This is a genomic window from Cytobacillus dafuensis (genome assembly GCF_007995155.1).
Classification (GTDB): Bacteria; Bacillota; Bacilli; order Bacillales; family Cytobacillaceae; genus Cytobacillus; species Cytobacillus dafuensis.
The window spans coordinates 3,650,982-3,670,422 of record NZ_CP042593.1; the positions used below are offsets into that span (position 1 = coordinate 3,650,982).

Annotated in this window: 16 protein-coding genes; 3 read left to right on the forward strand and 13 right to left on the reverse strand. The window is 36.6% G+C overall.

Features of this window, described 5'->3' with window-relative positions; translation table 11 throughout:
- Window positions 1–117: 117 nt before the first annotated feature.
- From mdh to FSZ17_RS17450, 4 genes are all read right to left on the reverse strand, one after another.
- Window positions 118–1,056 (reverse strand): malate dehydrogenase, encoded by a 939-nt coding sequence (gene mdh, locus FSZ17_RS17435; RefSeq protein ID WP_057771968.1) that lies wholly within the window; start codon window positions 1,054–1,056, stop codon window positions 118–120.
- Window positions 1,057–1,095: 39 nt separating this feature from the next.
- Complete coding sequence (icd, locus tag FSZ17_RS17440) at window positions 1,096–2,364, reverse strand: NADP-dependent isocitrate dehydrogenase (protein ID WP_057771970.1); 1,269 nt, start codon at window positions 2,362–2,364, stop codon at window positions 1,096–1,098.
- A gap of 310 nt (window positions 2,365–2,674) precedes the next feature.
- On the reverse strand, window positions 2,675–3,793 hold the full coding sequence (gene citZ / locus FSZ17_RS17445; protein WP_057771972.1) for a citrate synthase: 1,119 nt from the start codon (window positions 3,791–3,793) through the stop codon (window positions 2,675–2,677).
- Between the two features lie 613 nt (window positions 3,794–4,406).
- Window positions 4,407–4,868 (reverse strand): DUF441 domain-containing protein, encoded by a 462-nt coding sequence (locus FSZ17_RS17450; protein WP_057771974.1) that lies wholly within the window; start codon window positions 4,866–4,868, stop codon window positions 4,407–4,409.
- A gap of 291 nt (window positions 4,869–5,159) precedes the next feature.
- Here FSZ17_RS17450 and ytvI point away from each other — a divergent pair, with 291 nt between their 5' ends.
- Entirely contained in the window at window positions 5,160–6,275 is a 1,116-nt protein-coding gene (gene ytvI, locus FSZ17_RS17455) for a sporulation integral membrane protein YtvI (RefSeq protein WP_057771975.1), read from the forward strand.
- Between the two features lie 92 nt (window positions 6,276–6,367).
- Here the strand turns inward: ytvI and FSZ17_RS17460 are convergent, their stop codons facing one another.
- The 8 genes from FSZ17_RS17460 to dnaE all read right to left on the reverse strand — a co-directional run bounded on the left by FSZ17_RS17460 (window position 6,368) and on the right by dnaE (window position 17,323).
- On the reverse strand, window positions 6,368–6,754 hold the full coding sequence (locus FSZ17_RS17460; protein WP_057771977.1) for an FxsA family protein: 387 nt from the start codon (window positions 6,752–6,754) through the stop codon (window positions 6,368–6,370).
- Window positions 6,755–6,765: 11 nt separating this feature from the next.
- Window positions 6,766–8,526, reverse strand: a complete 1,761-nt coding sequence (gene pyk / locus FSZ17_RS17465) for a pyruvate kinase (RefSeq protein WP_057771979.1) — start codon at window positions 8,524–8,526, stop codon at window positions 6,766–6,768.
- Window positions 8,527–8,618: 92 nt separating this feature from the next.
- The gene (gene pfkA, locus FSZ17_RS17470; protein ID WP_057771981.1) at window positions 8,619–9,578 is read right to left on the reverse strand and encodes a 6-phosphofructokinase; all 960 of its coding nucleotides are present in this window, start codon (window positions 9,576–9,578) and stop codon (window positions 8,619–8,621) included.
- 274 nt (window positions 9,579–9,852) lie between these two features.
- A complete protein-coding gene (gene accA, locus FSZ17_RS17475) occupies window positions 9,853–10,830 on the reverse strand; it encodes an acetyl-CoA carboxylase carboxyl transferase subunit alpha (protein WP_057771983.1) in 978 nt (325 codons plus the stop codon).
- A complete protein-coding gene (gene accD / locus FSZ17_RS17480) occupies window positions 10,824–11,693 on the reverse strand; it encodes an acetyl-CoA carboxylase, carboxyltransferase subunit beta (RefSeq protein WP_057771985.1) in 870 nt (289 codons plus the stop codon). The genes accA and accD overlap by 7 nt, the downstream gene beginning before the upstream one ends.
- Window positions 11,694–11,892: 199 nt before the next feature.
- On the reverse strand, window positions 11,893–12,456 hold the full coding sequence (locus FSZ17_RS17485) for a FadR/GntR family transcriptional regulator (protein ID WP_057772350.1): 564 nt from the start codon (window positions 12,454–12,456) through the stop codon (window positions 11,893–11,895).
- Between the two features lie 69 nt (window positions 12,457–12,525).
- Complete coding sequence (locus tag FSZ17_RS17490) at window positions 12,526–13,764, reverse strand: NADP-dependent malic enzyme (RefSeq protein WP_057771987.1); 1,239 nt, start codon at window positions 13,762–13,764, stop codon at window positions 12,526–12,528.
- Window positions 13,765–13,960: 196 nt separating this feature from the next.
- Entirely contained in the window at window positions 13,961–17,323 is a 3,363-nt protein-coding gene (gene dnaE / locus FSZ17_RS17495; protein WP_057771989.1) for a DNA polymerase III subunit alpha, read from the reverse strand.
- A gap of 205 nt (window positions 17,324–17,528) precedes the next feature.
- Here dnaE and FSZ17_RS17500 point away from each other — a divergent pair, with 205 nt between their 5' ends.
- Complete coding sequence (locus tag FSZ17_RS17500) at window positions 17,529–17,867, forward strand: sporulation membrane protein YtrH (RefSeq protein WP_057771991.1); 339 nt, start codon at window positions 17,529–17,531, stop codon at window positions 17,865–17,867.
- Window positions 17,864–18,364 (forward strand): sporulation membrane protein YtrI, encoded by a 501-nt coding sequence (gene ytrI / locus FSZ17_RS17505; RefSeq protein ID WP_057771993.1) that lies wholly within the window; start codon window positions 17,864–17,866, stop codon window positions 18,362–18,364. Before FSZ17_RS17500 ends, ytrI begins: the two co-directional genes overlap by 4 nt.
- Window positions 18,365–18,500: 136 nt before the next feature.
- On the opposite strand, the gene FSZ17_RS17510 is transcribed toward ytrI, so the two are convergent.
- Window positions 18,501–19,436, reverse strand: a complete 936-nt coding sequence (locus tag FSZ17_RS17510) for a DHH family phosphoesterase (RefSeq protein WP_057771996.1) — start codon at window positions 19,434–19,436, stop codon at window positions 18,501–18,503.
- Window positions 19,437–19,441 lie beyond the last annotated feature (5 nt).

The following is a 19,441-nucleotide window of genomic DNA, read 5'->3' on the forward strand; positions in this document are numbered from 1 at the left end:
ATTAAAATTATTCAGTTTATTTCATTTATTATATCATTTATATAGTATCCAAAAAAGATAAATAATAAAAAAATTCGGGAGTATTCAATCCCGAATTTTTTTATTTTGGTATATATATTACACTAATACAGCCATTACACTGCGTACAGCTTCAACAGACTTATCAAGAGCTGCTTTTTCATCTGCAGTAAGCTCAAGCTCGATCACTTTTTCAATACCGTTAGCACCTAGGATTGTCGGTACACCTAAGTAGATTCCTTCGTAACCATACTCTCCTTCTAGATAAGCAATGGAAGGAAGTACACGGCGCTGGTCTTTAAGAATTGCTTCACACATTTCTACTAGAGACGCTGCTGGTGCATAGTATGCACTACCGTTTCCTAGCAGATTCACAATTTCTCCGCCGCCTTTACGAGTACGTTCAACGATTGCATCAAGACGGTCTTTCGGAATTAAAGTTTCAAGCGGAATACCGCCAGCATAAGAATAACGTACTAACGGAACCATATCATCGCCATGGCCACCAAGAACAAATCCAGTAATATCTTTTACTGAAAGATTTAATTCTTGAGAAACAAATGTACGGAAGCGAGCAGTATCAAGAACTCCAGACTGTCCAATTACACGGTTTTTTGGAAAACCAGACTCTTTAAAAATGGTGTAAGTCATTGCATCCACAGGATTTGTTAATACAACAATAAAGCAATTAGGGGAGTGTTTAGCAATCTCCTGTGCAACACTTTTCATGATTTTTTGGTTTGTTTGAACTAAATCATCTCGACTCATGCCCGGCTTACGTGCAATACCTGCTGTTACAACAACGATATCAGAGTCGGTCGTATCATCATAACTTGAAGTTCCTGTAATATTTGCATCAAAGCCTTGAACAGGACTTGCTTCAAGCATATCTAAAGCCTTACCTTTTGTCGGATTTTCCATTTGTGGAATATCAACGAGTACGACATCACCAAGCTCTTTTTGTGCTAGTAAAAAAGCAGTTGTTGCTCCTGTAAAACCGCCACCAATAACAGAAATCTTTTTACGCTTTAATGACATTTCGAATCCCCCTTAGAAATATCGTGTAAGGTAAATAAATTACTCCATATTCTTAATTAATTCATCACCAAATTCAGAGCATTTCACTTCTGTTGCACCTTCCATTAAGCGAGCAAAGTCATAAGTAACAACTTTAGAAGCAATTGATTTTTCCATTGATTTCACAATCATGCTAGCAGCTTCGTTCCATCCTAGATGTTCAAGCATTAACACACCAGATAGAATGACAGATGAAGGATTCACTTTGTCTAAACCAGCATATTTTGGAGCAGTTCCATGAGTTGCTTCAAAGATTGCATGTCCTGTAACGTAGTTGATGTTTGCTCCAGGAGCAATACCAATTCCTCCAACTTGTGCAGCAAGTGCGTCAGAAATATAGTCGCCATTTAGGTTCATTGTTGCTACAACATCGAACTCATTTGGACGCGTAAGAATTTGTTGTAAGAAGATATCAGCGATCGCATCTTTAACGATAATCTTACCAGCAGCTTCTGCATCAGCTTGTGCTTTATTCGCTGCTTCTACGCCTTGCTCATCTTTAATACGATCATACTGTGCCCAAGTGAATACTTTGTCACCATATTCTCTTTCAGCTAACTCATAACCCCAGTTTTTAAATGCTCCTTCAGTAAATTTCATAATATTGCCCTTGTGTACAAGCGTAAGTGATTTGCGGCCTTCTTTAATAGCATATTCAATTGCTGCACGAACTAAACGGCTAGTACCCTCTTCTGATACAGGCTTAATACCGATTCCAGAAGTTTCTGGGAAACGAATTTTATTAACACCAAATTCATTTTGAAGGAAAGAGATTAATTTTTTCACTTCATCCGTGCCTTTTGCATATTCAATTCCTGCATAGATATCTTCAGTGTTTTCACGGAAAATAACCATATCTGTATCTTGTGGACGCTTTACAGGCGATGGTACTCCTTCAAACCAGCGTACTGGACGCAGACAAACATATAAGTCTAATTCTTGGCGAAGTGCAACATTCAATGAACGAATACCGCCTCCGATTGGAGTTGTTAGTGGACCTTTAATTGCGATTAAAAATTCATCAATTACTTCTAATGTTTCAGAAGGAAGCCATTCACCTGTTTGATTGAACGCCTTTTCTCCAGCTAATACTTCCTTCCAGACAATTTTACGTTCGCCATTATATGCTTTTTCTACAGCAGCATCCAGTACTCTAGAAGCAGAAGCCCAAATGTCAGGACCAGTTCCGTCTCCTTCAATAAATGGGACAATTGGATTATTTGGAACGTTTAATTTACCATTACTAACCGTGATTTTTTCACCTTGCATTGTTTTTTCCCTCCATTTTTTAAGCAGCATGACATATTCCCTGGCTATAAGATCTATTTATAGGGGTGACGATGCTATTTATCATAAGAAAAGCGCAAGCGCCTCGGTCACCCCCGACAAGCACAAGACAAGCCTCCTAGAAAGGTGTTCTTTACCTTTCTGGGAGGATTGGTTTGTGACCTCGAGGGGGTAGGCGCTGGAGCTAGACATCTCTCGCAAAGGTTAGATGGCGATTGCCCCTAACCTTTATCTGCTCTCTTTATATTAAAACAATTTTTCAAATTACGTAAATTACTCTGTCTTTAGTTACTTATCCTCTTTGCTCAATCGGAATATACTTTTGCATACCCGGTCCTGTATAATCTGCACGCGGACGGATTAAACGGTTATTCTCATATTGCTCTAGAATATGAGCAAGCCATCCAGAAACACGGCTTACAGCAAAGATTGGCGTGAATAAATCATGATCAATTCCTAAGCTATGATAAACAGATGCAGAGTAGAAATCAACATTTGGCGGCAGATTCTTCTCACCAGTTACGATGCTTTCAATTCGTGTTGACATTTCATACCAATGTGGTTCACCTGTCAGCTCTGTTAATTTTTGAGACATTGCTCTTAAATGCTTAGCTCTAGGGTCACCCTTGCGATAAACTCGATGACCAAAGCCCATTATTTTTTCTTTCTTTTCAAGCTTCTCACGAATATAAGTATCTACGTTTTCAAGTGTACCAATTTCAGACAGCATGTTCATAACTGCTTCATTGGCACCTCCGTGTAATGGTCCTTTCAAAGCACCAATTGCTGATGTAACCCCTGAATATACATCTGATAAAGTAGCTACGCAAACACGAGCTGTAAATGTTGACGCATTTAATTCATGATCAGCATGTAGAACTAATGCTTTATCTAAAGCTTCAACTGCAATTGCTTCGGGTTCTTTTCCTGATAGCATGTATAAGAAGTTCGCGGCAAAGCAAAGGTCCTTTCTTGGAGCAATTGGTTCTAGACCTTTTCTGATCCGTGCAAATGCGGTAACAATTGCTGGCATTTTCGCTTGCAAACGAATTGCTTTTTTATAGTTTGACTCTTTATCCATTAAATCTACATCTTCATCATATAAGCCTAAAAGAGACACAGCCGTACGAAGGGCAGCCATCGGGTGTACTTTATTGATAGGATACATTTTAAAATGTTCCAAAACTTCTTGTGGTAATTCTGCATTCTCAGCTAATTGATTTTTTAATTCCTCTAGTTGGACTTGATTCGGAAGCTGTCTGTGCCAAAGCAAATATATTACTTCTTCAAAACTTGCATTTTCAGCTAAATCATCAATATCATATCCAACATATGTTAATGTATCATCAATGATTGAGCTGATAGATGATGTTGTAGCCACTACCCCTTCAAGACCGCGTGTTACTGTCATACTGAATCTCTCCTTTACATAATAAATATTCCCCATACCCAATTGTCTGTAAGTCATGTTCTTAATCTCATGACTCTATTAGTTAATAAATAATCTGAGATATATAGGCTATTAATCGACCTAAAAAGACGACTAAAAAGTCCGAACCACAGACCAAATTAATAAATATTAAAAGGCAACCATTTGTAACTCTCCTAATTATAATAAATCAACATTAAGGAGTTGTAAAAATCGAGCGAATGCTCGGTAATATGACAGAAAAGAAAATGCTTACAATTTTCAATGTAATAGAACTAATTTAGTTAAACTATCTTTCATTTAGTTCTATGAGAAAGGTTGCACTTTCAAGTCCTATTATAAACAATTATCAGACTTTTGTGAATGGAAAGCGATGAAAAATAAGAATTAATTAATATTTTTTTAAAAAGACATAAGTTTATCTTATGGAGATTTATTAATATTTCTTATATACTAGAAAAACTTACCATACGGCAAGTTCCTTTCGGCGAAAACTTTGATTTTCTTTTGCATTTTTCTCAGCAGTAAATTAATCATAAATCAAATATACCTATTTACGTTAATAAACTTATACATTCCTATTAGCCAAGAACATTCATTTAAAGAATTCAACTATTTTAATTGCCGTGTAAGCAATACCTGCACCAATTAATGGTCCTACCGCAACTCCTTTAAATAATGTAACTGCTAAAATCGTTCCAAATGCTAGAGCTGTTGTAATTTCAGGATCTTTACTTAATAGCGTGACTCCACCTTTGGCCAGAAGTGCAACAGCCACTCCAGATATTAATGCAATCCACGCATAGAGGGATTTAAATGAAGCTGTTAATTCCTTGAATCCGATATCTCCGCTTGCAATCGGCGCAAGGACTGCAATCGTAATGATCGTAACTCCCCAATTTATTCCTTTAGACTGTAAATATGAAAAGCCTTTCGAATCAAATCCGACAAGCTTTAGAATCATGAGTACTATTACAGCAATTAATATGGATTGATTTTTAGCAATAGCTCCAATAACTAATAAAAGCAACAAAAAAATGAATGATTGGGAAATCAAATAATTACCATCCTTCCGATATTATTCTAACATAGCATTAGAAATATTAAAAATGTAATAACCTTTATACATAGATGAATCTAAAAATAATTATAATAAATTTTTTACTAATCTAGAATCTTGAGTGAATCCTTTTAGATCTTGATACGTATCTATTAGATGAATATGCTGCATGAAAATGATAAAATATTTTTCAAGGAATATTCAATATGAATTGATAGATCTTCTCATTTATAAGTGAAAAGAACAGCAGAAGATTATTTATTTAAGCTATATAAGGGAGGAACCTAATTGAACCCTAAATATATTAATCGTACGATACGTTTTTTAATTGTTATTGCTTCTATTGTTTTAATTTTCATGGGCTTTTACTATTTATCAAAATTAACCTATCCTTTTTTAATAGCATTTGCTATTGCATTTCTAATAAATCCTCTCGTTAATTTCCTACAACATAAGTGTAGGATACCGCGAGGACTTTCAGTAGTAATAAGCCTAGTTTTATTAATTTCTATTTTTGCTGGTCTGATTACTCTTTTAATAGTTGAAATTGTTTCAGGGACAGAATATTTAGCGCAAGTTGTTCCTGATCATCTTGATACATTAATTGATTACACTGAGCAATTCATAGCTGCACAAATTATTCCATTATATAATAAGATAACAAGCATATTTGTTAATCTAGGTACTGGACAGCAAGATACAATCTTAGCGAATATAGAAAGTGTCGGTAAAGAGATCGGTTCTACTGTTGGTGCATTTATCCAAGACTTTTTTGGAAAAATCCCTAAAATCATTTCGTGGTTTCCGAATGCAGGAAGCGTTCTAATTTTCTCTTTATTAGGGACATTTTTTATTAGTAAGGATTGGTATCGACTATCCACCTTGGGAAGCAAGATTATTCCTAACCGAGCAAAAAAAAGCGGAATCACTGTGTTTGCAGATTTGAAAAAAGCTCTATTTGGATTTATTAAAGCTCAAGCAACACTCATTTCCCTTACCACAGTCATTATTTTAATAGGATTGTTAATATTACGTATTGATTATGCCATGACAATTGCATTAATTACTGGCATTATTGATGTTATACCATATTTAGGAACTGGGCTAGTCTTTGTTCCATGGATTATTTATGAAGCAATTACTGGAGATATTGGAATGGCTATTGGATTAGGAGTTTTGTATACAATCGTTCTTGTTCAGCGTCAAATAATGGAACCAAAAATACTTTCATCCAATATCGGACTTGATCCGCTTGCAACATTAATTTCCTTATTTGTTGGATTTAAGCTAATTGGATTTTTAGGTTTAATTGTCGGACCAGTCACACTTGTGATTATTACGACTCTTCATAAAGCGAACGTATTCCGAGATATATGGGCATTTATTAAAGGTAGCGAAGCATAAGATAATTTTTTTAGAATTATTTTAAACAAATATATATAACAAAGCCACTCTTTTAGAGCAAAAGAGTGGCTTTTTAATGTTCTTCTTTACAATTACCTAATGATTGTAAATGTATTTCTATCCATCCATTTTCGAAACATCTTTAAAATTAGCTTTTTGAAAAAGAGCTTCGTTGGTGAAGTAAGCATAAGTAAGCCGGTAATATCCGTTATAAATCCAGGTGTGAGCAGCAATATGCCACCGATAAGAATACAAATCCCATCCAAAATAGCATCTCCTGGCATTTGGCCATTCTGAAGCTGCTCATTGACTCTTCTAATCGTCTCAAGCCCCTGCTTTTTAGCTAAGTAGGCACCTAGAAATCCAGTAAATAAAATTAAGGCTATTGTTGGCCAAACTCCAATAATCTTACCTGATAAGAGTAAAACTGCAATCTCGGCAGCAGGAACAGTAATCATGATTAAGACAAGATAACGCATTCTATCACCTATTAAAGTACACTAGCATGTCCGTTATATATTACACCACGATTGGAATCTACTGTAATTTCTTGACCATCTTTAAATAATTTTGTTGCATTTTCAACCCCAACGATAACCGGAATGCCAATATTTAATCCCACTACAGCTGCATGGCTAGTCAGCCCACCCTCCTCAGTAATTAGGGCGCTGCATTTCTCTATAGCCGGTACCATTTCTCGATCAGATCCTATTGTAACTAGTATCGAGCCTTCTGTAACTTTTGAGAGTGCTTCTTCTGCATTTCGTGCAATTACAACCTTTCCAAATGCAGATTTACGCCCAATTCCTTGAGCTTTTGCAACGATATCCCCTATAACATGAATTTTCATCAAATTCGTTGTACCCGTCTCACCTACTGGAACTCCAGCTGTAATCACAACTAAATCGCCAGAGGATACGATTCCGCTATTTAAACTTTCTTCGACAGCTGCATCTAACATATCGTCTGTTGTTGTAGCTTTTTTTCCAATTTGCGGATAAGCCCCCCACACTAATGCAAGGCGTCGTGATACATAATCATTTGATGTTACAGCAACGATAGGAGCCTTAGGACGGTATTTTGAAATCATCCTTGCTGTATGGCCGCTTTCAGTCGGAGTGATAATTGCATCTACGCCTAAATTAAGAGCAGTATGCGCAACGGATTGACCAATAGCATCCGTGATATTATGTTCATTATCTTTACTGCGAGAAGATAGAATTTCTTTATGTGCTAACGCCGACTCAGCTCGAGAAGCAATATTATGCATCGTTTGCACAGCTTCAACAGGATAGGATCCAGCAGCGGTTTCACCTGATAACATAATTGCATCTGTACCATCAAAAATAGCATTCGCTACATCACTTGCTTCCGCACGAGTCGGACGTGGATTGCGCTGCATGGAATCTAGCATTTGTGTCGCTGTAATAACTGGTTTTCCTTGTGCATTACACTTTTTTATTAATTGCTTTTGCACCAAAGGAACTTCTTCAGCAGGGATTTCTACACCGAGATCTCCTCTTGCTACCATTAAGCCCTCAGAAACTTCAAGAATTTCATCGATCTTATCGACCCCTTCTTGATTTTCAATTTTAGGAATAATATGTATATGCGAGGCATTATTTTCTTCTAAAAGCTGTCTAATTTCCAGAACATCTGAAGCTCTGCGAACAAAAGATGCTGCAATGAAATCTATTCCTTGTTCAATTCCGAACAGAATATCCTGTGCATCCTTTTCTGTAATACCCGGTAAATTTACAGAGACTCCAGGAACGTTTACACCCTTTTTATTTTTTAATGTCCCACCGTTTAAAATTTTTGTAGAGATTTCCCTTGATGCATGATTAATATTAATGACCTCTAGTGCAATCAAGCCGTCATCAAGTAATATTTTTGTACCTATTTCAATATCATCAATTAATTCTTCATATGTAACAGAAAACTTTTCTGCAGTTCCCTCTACTTCATCCATCGATACGATAATTTCGCTGCCAGCCATTAATTCAATTGCGCCATCTTTCATATTATGTGTACGAATTTCTGGACCTTTCGTATCTAAAAGTATCGCTATTGTTTTCCCTGTTTGTTTTGCTGCCTCCCGAATATTATTAATACGTTGCCCGTGCTCTTCAAAATTTCCGTGAGAAAAATTTAATCGTGCAACATTCATACCAGCTTCAATTAACTGTATTAATTTCTCTACACTTTCACTTGCTGGCCCTATCGTACAAACGATCTTTGTTTTACGCATAATGATTCCTCCTCATTGTGGTTGCTGCGACTCCCAAAATAATCGAGACTAGGGTTGTTCCGTCGCCTCGCTTTTCTTAAATATACAATAATTTAAATCGAAAGCTCTTTTGATAAATTATAAAGAGTAAGATCGATTGTATGCTTTATTCCTAGGATTTCACTTAAATTATGGTCAACGACTTGATTATTTTCGACCCCAACAGCGCGTCCTCCTTTACCTTCAAGAAGAAGTTCTACCGCTCTAGCACCAAGTCTGCTTGCTAGAACACGATCGAATGCCGTTGGTGACCCGCCTCGCTGCATATGTCCTAAGACAGACACTCTTGTATCAAAGTTTGTCGCTTCTTCAACTTGCTTCGCAAATTCCATCCCAGTTGCTACACCTTCTGCCACAATAATGATACTGTGTCTTTTCCCCCGTTCATGCCCCTTCATTAATCTTTGTGCTATTTCATCCATATTATAATTCTCTTCAGGGATTAGAATCGTTTCTGCTCCCCCTGCAAGCCCTGCCCAAAGAGCAATATCTCCAGCATTCCTTCCCATCACTTCAATAATAAATGTTCTTTCATGTGAAGTCGCCGTATCTCGAATTTTATCTACCGCGTCAATAACTGTATTAATTGCTGTATCAAAACCGATTGTATACTGTGTTCCTGCAATATCATTATCAATTGTTCCTGGGACACCGATACAAGGGAATCCAAGCTCAGTTAGTGCTTTAGCTCCTTGATAAGATCCATCTCCCCCAATGACAACTAATGCTTCAATTCCTTTATTCTTTAATTGTTCAATCCCTTTTTGTTGGCCCTCTTTGGTTTTGAATTCCTCACATCTTGCAGAGAAAAGAACTGTTCCTCCACGATGAATAATATCTCCAACAGATCCAAGCTCAAGTTTTTTTATATTACCGCTTATTAAGCCAGAATATCCTCCATATACACCAAAAACCTCGATATTGTGAAAAATCGCCTTCCTAACAACTGCACGAATAGCGGCGTTCATTCCTGGAGAATCTCCACCACTCGTAAGCACACCAATTCGTTTCATTTCTCCCACCTCTTAATTCATATTTTCATATGTAAATTGTGTGAAGTACTATATTTAATAAAAATTACAATGAGTACTATGTTGGTATAAACAAAACACATTGTAAAAATTCTACCAATAGTTCAGAAATTCTTTCATTATGTTGGTTTATCTCTAAAATACCATGAAGATACAGCTATCACAACTTAATCCGTTTGAGCGCATAATTAATACGTATAGTAGCGTATCTTTCTTGGAAGAGAAAAAAATAAAAACGTGCTTTAATAGCACGTTCTTATTTTACCCCAATAAATTCCTTTAAAAAAGAATATTTTCCAATTGCTTTGTACTTATCATATCGATGAGCGACTAATTCGTCCTCAGATAATCCTCTAAGCTCTTTTAAGGATGATAGTAGAAGGTTCTCAATATTTTTTGCCTGCTCGTTTACATTTTTATGTGCTCCGCCCTTAACTTCAGGGATGATTTCATCAACAACACCTAATTCCTTTAGATCAGGAGCAGTGATTCTCATACTTTCCGCAGCCCTTTTAGCTTGAGAGGCATCCTTCCATAGAATGGCCGCAGCACCTTCTGGTGATATTACCGAATAGGTTGAATTCTCAAGCATATGAATTTGATTTCCTACTCCTAGTGCCAGCGCACCACCGCTTCCACCTTCTCCAATTACGATGCATATCACAGGTACTTTTAAACCGGCCATCTCAAATAGATTCCTGGCAATCGCTTCACTTTGCCCGCGTTCTTCTGCTGCTTTTCCTGGGTAAGCCCCTTTTGTGTCGATAAAGCAGATGATTGGACGTCTAAATTTTTCAGCCTGTTTCATTAATCTTAATGCTTTACGATACCCTTCAGGATGAGGCATTCCAAAATTTCTACGAATATTTTCTTTTGTATCTTTCCCACGCTGATGACCTATTACCGTAATAGGAAGCCCTTTAAATTTAGCAATCCCACCAACAATTGCCTCATCATCAGCATAAGTTCGATCTCCATGACATTCAAAGAAATCAGTAAAAAGGAGTGAAATATAATCCAAAGTTGTTGGACGACCTGGATGGCGTGCAATTTGTACTCGATCCCACGGTTTCATATTTTCATAAATATCTTTTTCTAATTTTTCTAATCGAGCTTCCAATTTCTCTATTTCAGCTGATAAATCAACCTCAGCATTTTTTGTAAATTCTTTTAGCTCTGCTATTTTTTTTCTTAGTTCTGTAACTGGACGTTCGAATTCAAGTTCTCCTACCATTCGAGGTCACCCCCATGTTGATGTATAGACAGAATCGATGCAATCTTTTCTTTCATTTCAAGTCTAGAGATTACAGCGTCTAATTGTCCATGCTTTAATAGGAATTCAGCAGTCTGAAAATCTTCTGGCAATTCTTCACGAATCGTTTGCTCAATGATTCTTCTTCCGGCAAAGCCAATTAATGCGCCAGGCTCCGCTAAATTATAGTCACCTAAAGATGCGAAGCTTGCTGATACACCGCCTGTTGTTGGATGTGTCATGATCGATATGATCAATCCGCCATTGTCACTAAATCTTTTCAAAGCAACACTCGTTTTAGCCATCTGCATGAGACTGAGTACACCCTCCTGCATCCGAGCTCCACCTGATGCTGTAAAAATGATAAACGGAACGGATAACTCATCTGCCTCTTCAATAGCAAGGGTTATTTTCTCACCTACTACAGATCCCATGCTCCCCATTCGAAAGGTAGAATCCATAACGGCTACGACCACTTTTTGTCCTTCTACCATACCAATTCCAGTTACTACCGCTTCATTTATCCCACTTTTTTTACGGTCTTTTTCAAGCTTCTCAATATAATCTGGAAAATTCAGCGGATTTTCCGATATCATATCAGCATTCAATTCTTCAAAACTATTTTCATCTAGGAAGCTTCCCAGTCTTTCTTTTGAGTTCATTGAATGATGATATTGGCAATGAAAACAAACCTTTAAATTTTTGACTAGTTCCTTAGTATACATAATCTTTTTGCAGTTCGGACACTTCGTCATAATTCCTTCTGGTACATCCTGCTTGGCTGTTTCCGAAGGGATTGTTGCATATTTCTTCTTTTTTGGTTTTGAAAAAATCTCTTTAAGCAAGGTTATACCTCCCTGATCCATCTATAACTGTGCATGACTTTAATCAAACAATAAGTAAATTAGGTATTTATAATTACAAAAGTGAAAATACGAGATAGTGGTCAGACCACTATTGAAAAATTAAAGTCATACAGGCAAAGGCTTGTCTATCCTATTTAATATAAAATAAAAAAGCTACAAAATCTGCAAAAAACTGTCGTTAAACATTCGACATTTTTCTTAAGCTTCTATAGGCTTCCCTAAGTTCTGCTCTTTGTCTGGATAACAATGTATTTATTACATTCATATACTCAAGCTTTGTCGTTTCTACCTTGTCCATTTTTAATGAATTATAATAGTCTTTTAATATTGTCCAAATTCTAAGAAAAAGATGATTGTCTGCTAGCATAGCAACCTTCAGGAAAAACTCGTCATCTGTAAAGACGGCAGAATCTGCCCAGCTTTTGAAGCTCAACAATTGATCGTCATTTGATTTATTTTGAACTAACAGCAAGCAATCCATTTCAATTAAATATTTTGTTTCTACTATATCCTTTTTCGCTTTTTCATCTCGCAATATAAAGGTACTTAACAATTGCACAAGCTGGTGTCCCTGAAAATCACGAATAAAGGTTCCTTCTCCCCTTCTGGTTTCAATTAAACCTAGGAGTTCAAGAGCCCTCAATGCTTCACGAACGGAAGAGCGCCCTACAATCAGGCGCTCCGATAGCTCACGTTCAGAAGGCAATTTATCACCAGGCTTCAATCCATCTCTATCAATCATCGTTCTTAATTCTTTTACAATTTCAACATAAATCTTTGAATCTTTTTGATATTGACTCACGATTAAGGATCACTCACTTTTCCCAATATCTGCGAGTTTTCGTGTTTTTTCTTTAATTTCTTCTGGATCTACTTTGATTCGAGCTACACCTGTTTCCATAGCTGATTTAGCTACTGCTGCGGCAACCTCAGGAGCCACCCTTGGGTCAAAAGGACCTGGAATGACATAATCTGCATTTAGTTCGCTTTCTTTTACAAGACCAGCAATCGCTTCTACAGCTGCAATCTTCATTCTTTCATTAATATGAGTTGCTCGAACATCTAATGCACCACGGAAAATCCCAGGGAATGCAAGGACATTGTTTACTTGGTTCGGGAAATCTGATCTTCCTGTTCCAATGACAGCTGCTCCAGCAGTCTTTGCTTCCTCAGGCATAATTTCTGGTGTAGGATTTGCCATCGCAAATATAATTGGATCTTGATTCATCGAACTAACCATTTCTGATGTCAATGCACCTGCTGCAGAAACACCAATAAATACGTCAGCACCTTTTATTACATCAGCTAAGCTTCCTTGCAATTTATCACGATTTGTAAATTTCGCCACATTATTTTTTACTTCATTCATTCCTTGTGGACGACCTTCGAAGATTGCACCCTTTGTGTCACACATAATAATATCTCGAACACCATAGGTATAGAGAAGTTTAATAATCGCAATACCAGCAGCACCAGCACCATTTGCAACTACACGAATTTCATTCATTTTTTTACCAGTTATTTTTAGTGCGTTAACAAGCCCTGCAACCGTTACAATAGCAGTTCCATGCTGATCATCATGGAAGACAGGAATATTTGCTTCTTTCTTTAATCTTTCTTCAATAGCAAAGCAATTTGGAGCAGCAATATCCTCCAGATTAATTCCACCAAATGTCGGTTCTAGTAATTTAACGGTTTCAACTATTTTATCAATATCCGTAGTATTTAAACAAATTGGAAAGGCATCTACCCCTGCAAAGCTTTTAAAAAGAACAGCTTTTCCTTCCATAACAGGGAGAGCAGCTTCTGGACCAATATTTCCAAGACCAAGTACAGCTGTTCCATCTGAAACCACAGCAACCATATTGCCTTTCATCGTATATTCATATACTGTTTCAGGCTTATCATAAATTTCCTTACAAGGCTCAGCAACACCAGGTGAGTAGGCGAGACTCAAGTCCCTAGCATCCCTCACTGGTACTTTGGACTTTGATTCCAGTTTTCCTTTGTTCACTCTATGCATGTGAAGAGCTTCTTCACGTAAAGTCATCTAGTTTCTCTCCTTTGGATTACTATTATTCGTGAATAACCCCTTAGTTGCTATATTTACATAATGGTAATCGGCTAATATATAAACCTCATAACAATCATCTCCACTACTAGTATAGTGGTCAGACCAGTTCTCTTTTTACAAATATATCATATTTGATCATGTTGTAAAGTATAATCATGAGTAGAAAAATGTACTATTTCTTTAAAATAACATTACTTTCGCCAAGGGATGATTTAATTTTTCGGATGAAGTTTTCACCAGGATTTACCATATCCTCTTCACCTAAACGAATGCTCTTTTTGGTGCTTTCATAATATAACACAACTTGAATGTTTCCTTCATTTTCTCCAAATAATTTTTTTAAGAAATGAAGAACTTCTGCATTTTCATTTTCTCTTGTAATTTTTAAATACAATACTGGGTCTTTATTTTCTTCCTCTTCTATAGCCGCTTTCACATCTTCACACTTATCAATAATAAATTGACGTTTCCCATCCTTTTCTTCGATCTTACCCTCAATGACAAGAATATTTCCTTGTTTTAATAGAGATGAGAACTTGCTGAATGTAGTTGGAAACACAACTGCTTCTATTTCCTCTGTTTGGTCACTAACAGATAAAAAAGCCATAGGTACATTTTTTTTCGTACGGATCTTTTTGATATTTGTCAAGTATACAACAGCCTTCGCTTTTTTCATGTTGGGCTGTAAATGGTTAAGCGGATTTGCACCTAATAGAGGTAAATACGTCTCAAATATTGAAACTGGGTGATCTGAAAGATACAGTCCTAGCACTTCTTTTTCAAACGAAAGCTTATCCTCTGAACGAATTGGGTCTACTTCTGTATATTTTGGCTTTGGAAAAAAATCACCGTCAGCAAAGAAATCAATTTGTTCATCATCAGCCTTCAATAAATTGGCATGATCGATTGCAGCATCCAGGCTTGCAAGAAGGACAGCCCGGTCTTGTCCAAATTCATCAAAGCTTCCTGAATGTATGAATGCCTCCATCACTTTACGATTAATGGCTTTAGAAGATACTCTAATACAAAAATCAAATAAATCGTCGAATTTCTTATTTTTCCTCGAGCTAAATATTTCCTTTAACACAGACACACCAAGGCCTTTTATGGCTGATAAACTGTATCTTATCGCATCTTTTTCTACTAAAAATGTATAGCCGCTATTGTTGATAGAGGGAGGAAGTATTTTAATATTCATTTGTTTAAGTTCTCGAATATATTGTGAAACCTTTTCCTCATTTCCTATAGCTGAACTTAGAAGGGCAGCCATAAAATGTAGTGGATAATGACTCTTTAAATACGCTAACTGATAAGAAATAAAGCTATAGGCGACAGCATGACTTCGGTTAAAGCCATAGTTTGCAAAGCGGACGATTAAATCATAAATTTCATTCGCTGTTTTTTCGTTATACCCTTTGTTCAATGCCCCGTTTACAAAATGACTACGCTCCTTGTCAAGGACCTCTTTTTGCTTCTTGCTGACAGCTCTCCTTAGTAAATCTGCTTCTCCTAATGTGAATCCTGCCATTTTTGCCGCTATTTGCATGATCTGTTCCTGATAAACTATGACACCGTACGTATTCTCTAGGATTGGAATTAGATCAGGATGTGGATAAGTAACCTTTTGCTTACCATGCTTTCTTTCAATAAATAATGGAATATTATCCATAGGACCTGGACGATTTAAAGCGTTAACAGCCACTATATCATCAAAGCAGGTAGGTCTAAGTCTCGTTAAAACTCTTCTGACTGCTTGGGCTTCAAGCTGAAAAATACCAGTCGTTTCTCCTCTGCTTAATAACGTAAAGGTTGCTTCATCATCTAGTGGAATCTCTTTAATCTTGATTTCTTTCCCTGTCTTTCTTTTGATCGAGGTTAAAATATTCTCAATCAAGGATAAATTTCTTAATCCAAGGAAGTCCATTTTCAATAAACCGACATCTTCTAAATGCTCCATCGAATACTGAGTTAAATAAACATTATCATGGCCATTCTGGATTGGAATGACATTTACTAATGGCTTTTCACTAATAACAACACCTGCAGCATGTGTGGAAGTATGTCTTGGCAAGCCTTCAATTTTAAGTGTAGTTTCAAATAGCTTGCGATTAAAATCTGACTCCTTTACAAACATTCTTAACGCCTCAGATTCCTTATAAGCATCTTTAAGCGTCATTCCCAATTTAGATGGAATTCTTCTCGAAAGATTATCCAATTCCTTAGGATTTAACCCGAAAGCTCGTCCTACATCACGTACTGCAGCCTTTGCCGCAAGTGTTCCAAAAGTGATGATTTGTGCAACATGCAAATCTCCATATTTGTTGGAAACATATTTGATCACTTCATCCCTTCGATGATCCGGAAAGTCAATATCAATATCAGGCATTGAAATACGCTCTGGATTAAGGAAGCGCTCGAATAGCAGCTTGTGCTCAATAGGATCGACATCCGTAATATACAAAACATACGCTACCATTGATCCAGCTGCCGATCCCCGGCCTGGCCCTGTTAAGATCCCATTCTCTCTTGAAAACCTCATAAAATCCCAAACAATTAAGAAATAATCACTAAACTTCATTTTTTTTATAATTTGAAGTTCATATGATAATCTTCTTTGATGCTCATCATGAATAGTTGAATATCTTTCTTTAAAGCCCTTCCAACAAATCTCCTCTAACAGCTCGTAAGCAGATGTATCTTTATCAACTGGATACTTAGGCAAGTTTTGCTGATTAAGTTCAAGACTAACATTACATTTGTCAGCAATTTTCAGTGTGTTTTCCAGAGCCGATGGATATTCCACAAACAATTCTACCATTTCAGTTGAAGTCTTTAAGTGGTATTCATCACTATTTAGATGTTCTCTAGCATCATCCTGTATTTTCTCACCATTTTTTATTGCCAGCAGGCAACCTTGCGCAAATGCATCCTCTTTTGATAAATAATAAACTTGATTCGTTACCGTTAATTCGATGTCTGTTTCACTTGAAATACGAACTAAACTAGGAAGTATTTTTATTTCTTGATCAATACGATGATTCTGCAGGGAGAGATAAAAATGTTTTTTTTCAAACAATCCTTTATATAATTCCGCCACTTCTTTTGCTTTATCATATTCATCATGGCTCAAATACTGCTCTATTTCCCCTTCCATTCCAGGACTTATTGCAATTAGACCATGTGAATACGCTTTGAGCCATTTCAACGGAATTCCCTCATGAGATTTCGTCTGAACAACACTAGAAATTTTTACTAGATTTTGAAATCCTATTTTGTTTTTTGCAAGAAGGACGAGCGGATAGGCATTAGAAGGAGTTATTTCGCTAAGTACATCAACTGTTAAGCCAATGATAGGCTTGATTGATTGCTTTAAGCATTCCTTATAAAAAGCAATCGCACCGTACATGACATTACGATCCGTTAATGCTAGTGAAGAAAAACCTTTTTGCTTTGCGTCTGCAACCAATTGCTCAATAGGTGCAGTACTAGTTAACAAGGAATACGCACTATATACATGAAGGTGAATAAATGACAATTCGTTCACACCCTTAATTCTTCTACTATTGAATATATTATAGGACGATTATAGAAAAAAGGAAAATATGTTCTATTTTGTGAATGAAAAATGCTTTTCGTAAATGATCATATTTTACAAGGTTTGTCCATATGATGTAGTAACAGTGTATCTTTTGCAGGGGAGAGATGAAAGGAATATATTCCTGCAGTAAGGATGATAGAAGATGAATGACCAACCATTTTTCGCATCATTAATAGAAAGCTATTTCATTGCATTGGGTGTTGTTATTGGCGGATCCATCATTGGCGGATTGGCTGCCTTTCTAACAGGAAAGCCTCCTTTAACTGAAGTAATAAGGATATCTAATATCATTCGGATTTGGGCCATCATTGCTGCAATCGGAGGGACATTTGATACTGTTTACAGCTTCGAGAAAGGATTCTTAGATGGGCAAACTAAGGATTTATTTAAGCAATTTCTACTAATCCTCTCTGCTCTTGGAGGTGCCCAAACTGCCGCTATGCTCATTAATTGGCTCACTCAGGAGCAGATTTCACCATGAGGATTCCTCCATATTACCGTCGGCCTTCCTGGCAGCGATTTTTAGCTGGAGCCGCTATCGGAGGGATTATCAGCTGGACTGTTTTTTTGTTTATTTTCGGTGAATGGCAGGAGAAATATAGCCACCTGATCAATAAGCAAGCTGAAGAAATATATGATCTTAAAGAAGATAAAAAAATTTGGCAGGAAGAATTTAAAGAGCTTAATAAAAAGAATCGTGACAAGTTAACCGTTCAAGAAATAAAAATTAAGATTAGAAACAGTGAGAAATATAAATTGGACTCCTACAGCGTTTTTGAAATTGAACATCAAATTCAAGAAGACATCAACATGATGAGGGCTAAAGATATTGAAACTGTTGATAAAAGCAGTGATTTAATAGAAAAGATAATCGAGAATAAGGTCTTTAAGGTAAATGATAAACGTTACAGTCTTGATGTAAAAAAAATGGTCATTTATACAACTTTATCGATTCAATTAGAAATTAAATTAGAGTAGAAATAGCAACTATGGGGTTGTCCCAAAAGCAAAGGTGTCAGGCACCACGAACAATATCTAATATCAATAAGCGAGTGAGATTCTAGGTATTGTTTCTTATGTGGATGCCAGACACCTTATGGGACAACCCCAATTTTTATTTTTTACAAGCTTCTTCTAAATCCTTTATGACTAATCCCATGTCATCCCAAGAATAGATGGATGCTCCTGCAGCTAGCGGATGGCCGCCGCCTTGATATTTTCTAGCAATTTCATTGATAATTGGGCCTTTAGAGCGGAGTCTAACCCTTATCTGATCTTCTTCTTCAATAAAGAAAACCCAAGCTTTAATCCCTTTAATATTTCCTAAAGTTCCGACAAGAAGGGATGCTTCCGATGCACTAACCTGAAATTCCTCTAATAATTCCTTCCTTAAAACCATTGCTACGGCACCGTTTTCTTTCGTTTCAAAGTTTTGGAGAACATAGCCATTTAATTTAATAACATTCGGTGATAGCTCATACATTTTGTCAAAGAGCTCAGTACGAGAAAAATCATAATGAATAAGCTCTCCAGCATAAGCAAATGTTTTTTCTGACGTGCTTGGAAAAAGGAATCTGCCTGTATCCCCAACAATTCCTGCAAATAATAGTCTGGCTGCTTCATTTGACATTTTTAAACCTCTATCTTTTCCAGCTAGATAAAATTCATATATCATTTCGCTGACGGAGCTTGCATGCGTATCAACCCACATTATATCCCCATATGGATCTACATTTGGATGATGGTCAATTTTTATTAACTTATCACCTAGATGATAGCGATCATCACATATCCTTTCAGCATTTGCGGTATCACAAACAATGACTAAAGCCCCTTTATAAGCCTCATTGGGAATTTGATCAAGTCTTCGAAGATAATGTAATGTTTCTTCCTCCTTCCCAACCGTGTATATATTTTTTTCCGGAAATGATACTTTAAGGATTTCGGCTAGCCCTCCTTGAGAGCCATAAGCATCTGGATCTGGCCGCACATGTCTATGAATAATAATTGTTTCATATTCTTTTATCACTTCTAAAATATGTTCTTTCATTGTTT

Excerpts from the sequence above, each read along its gene's own strand:
- mdh (WP_057771968.1), bottom strand. The coding sequence starts at position 1,056 with ATGTCATTAAAGCGTAAAAAGATTTCTGTTATTGGTGGCGGTTTTACA.
- icd (WP_057771970.1), bottom strand. The coding sequence starts at position 2,364 with ATGCAAGGTGAAAAAATCACGGTTAGTAATGGTAAATTAAACGTTCCA.
- citZ (WP_057771972.1), bottom strand. The coding sequence starts at position 3,793 with ATGACAGTAACACGCGGTCTTGAAGGGGTAGTGGCTACAACATCATCT.
- FSZ17_RS17460 (WP_057771977.1), bottom strand. The coding sequence starts at position 6,754 with ATGCGTTATCTTGTCTTAATCATGATTACTGTTCCTGCTGCCGAGATT.
- pyk (WP_057771979.1), bottom strand. The coding sequence starts at position 8,526 with ATGCGTAAAACAAAGATCGTTTGTACGATAGGGCCAGCAAGTGAAAGT.
- pfkA (WP_057771981.1), bottom strand. The coding sequence starts at position 9,578 with ATGAAACGAATTGGTGTGCTTACGAGTGGTGGAGATTCTCCAGGAATG.
- accA (WP_057771983.1), bottom strand. The coding sequence starts at position 10,830 with ATGGTAGGAGAACTTGAATTCGAACGTCCAGTTACAGAACTAAGAAAA.
- FSZ17_RS17485 (WP_057772350.1), bottom strand. The coding sequence starts at position 12,456 with ATGATTGATAGAGATGGATTGAAGCCTGGTGATAAATTGCCTTCTGAA.
- FSZ17_RS17490 (WP_057771987.1), bottom strand. The coding sequence starts at position 13,764 with ATGACTTTACGTGAAGAAGCTCTTCACATGCATAGAGTGAACAAAGGA.
- FSZ17_RS17500 (WP_057771991.1), top strand. The coding sequence starts at position 17,529 with ATGAATGACCAACCATTTTTCGCATCATTAATAGAAAGCTATTTCATT.
- ytrI (WP_057771993.1), top strand. The coding sequence starts at position 17,864 with ATGAGGATTCCTCCATATTACCGTCGGCCTTCCTGGCAGCGATTTTTA.
- FSZ17_RS17510 (WP_057771996.1), bottom strand. The coding sequence starts at position 19,436 with ATGAAAGAACATATTTTAGAAGTGATAAAAGAATATGAAACAATTATT.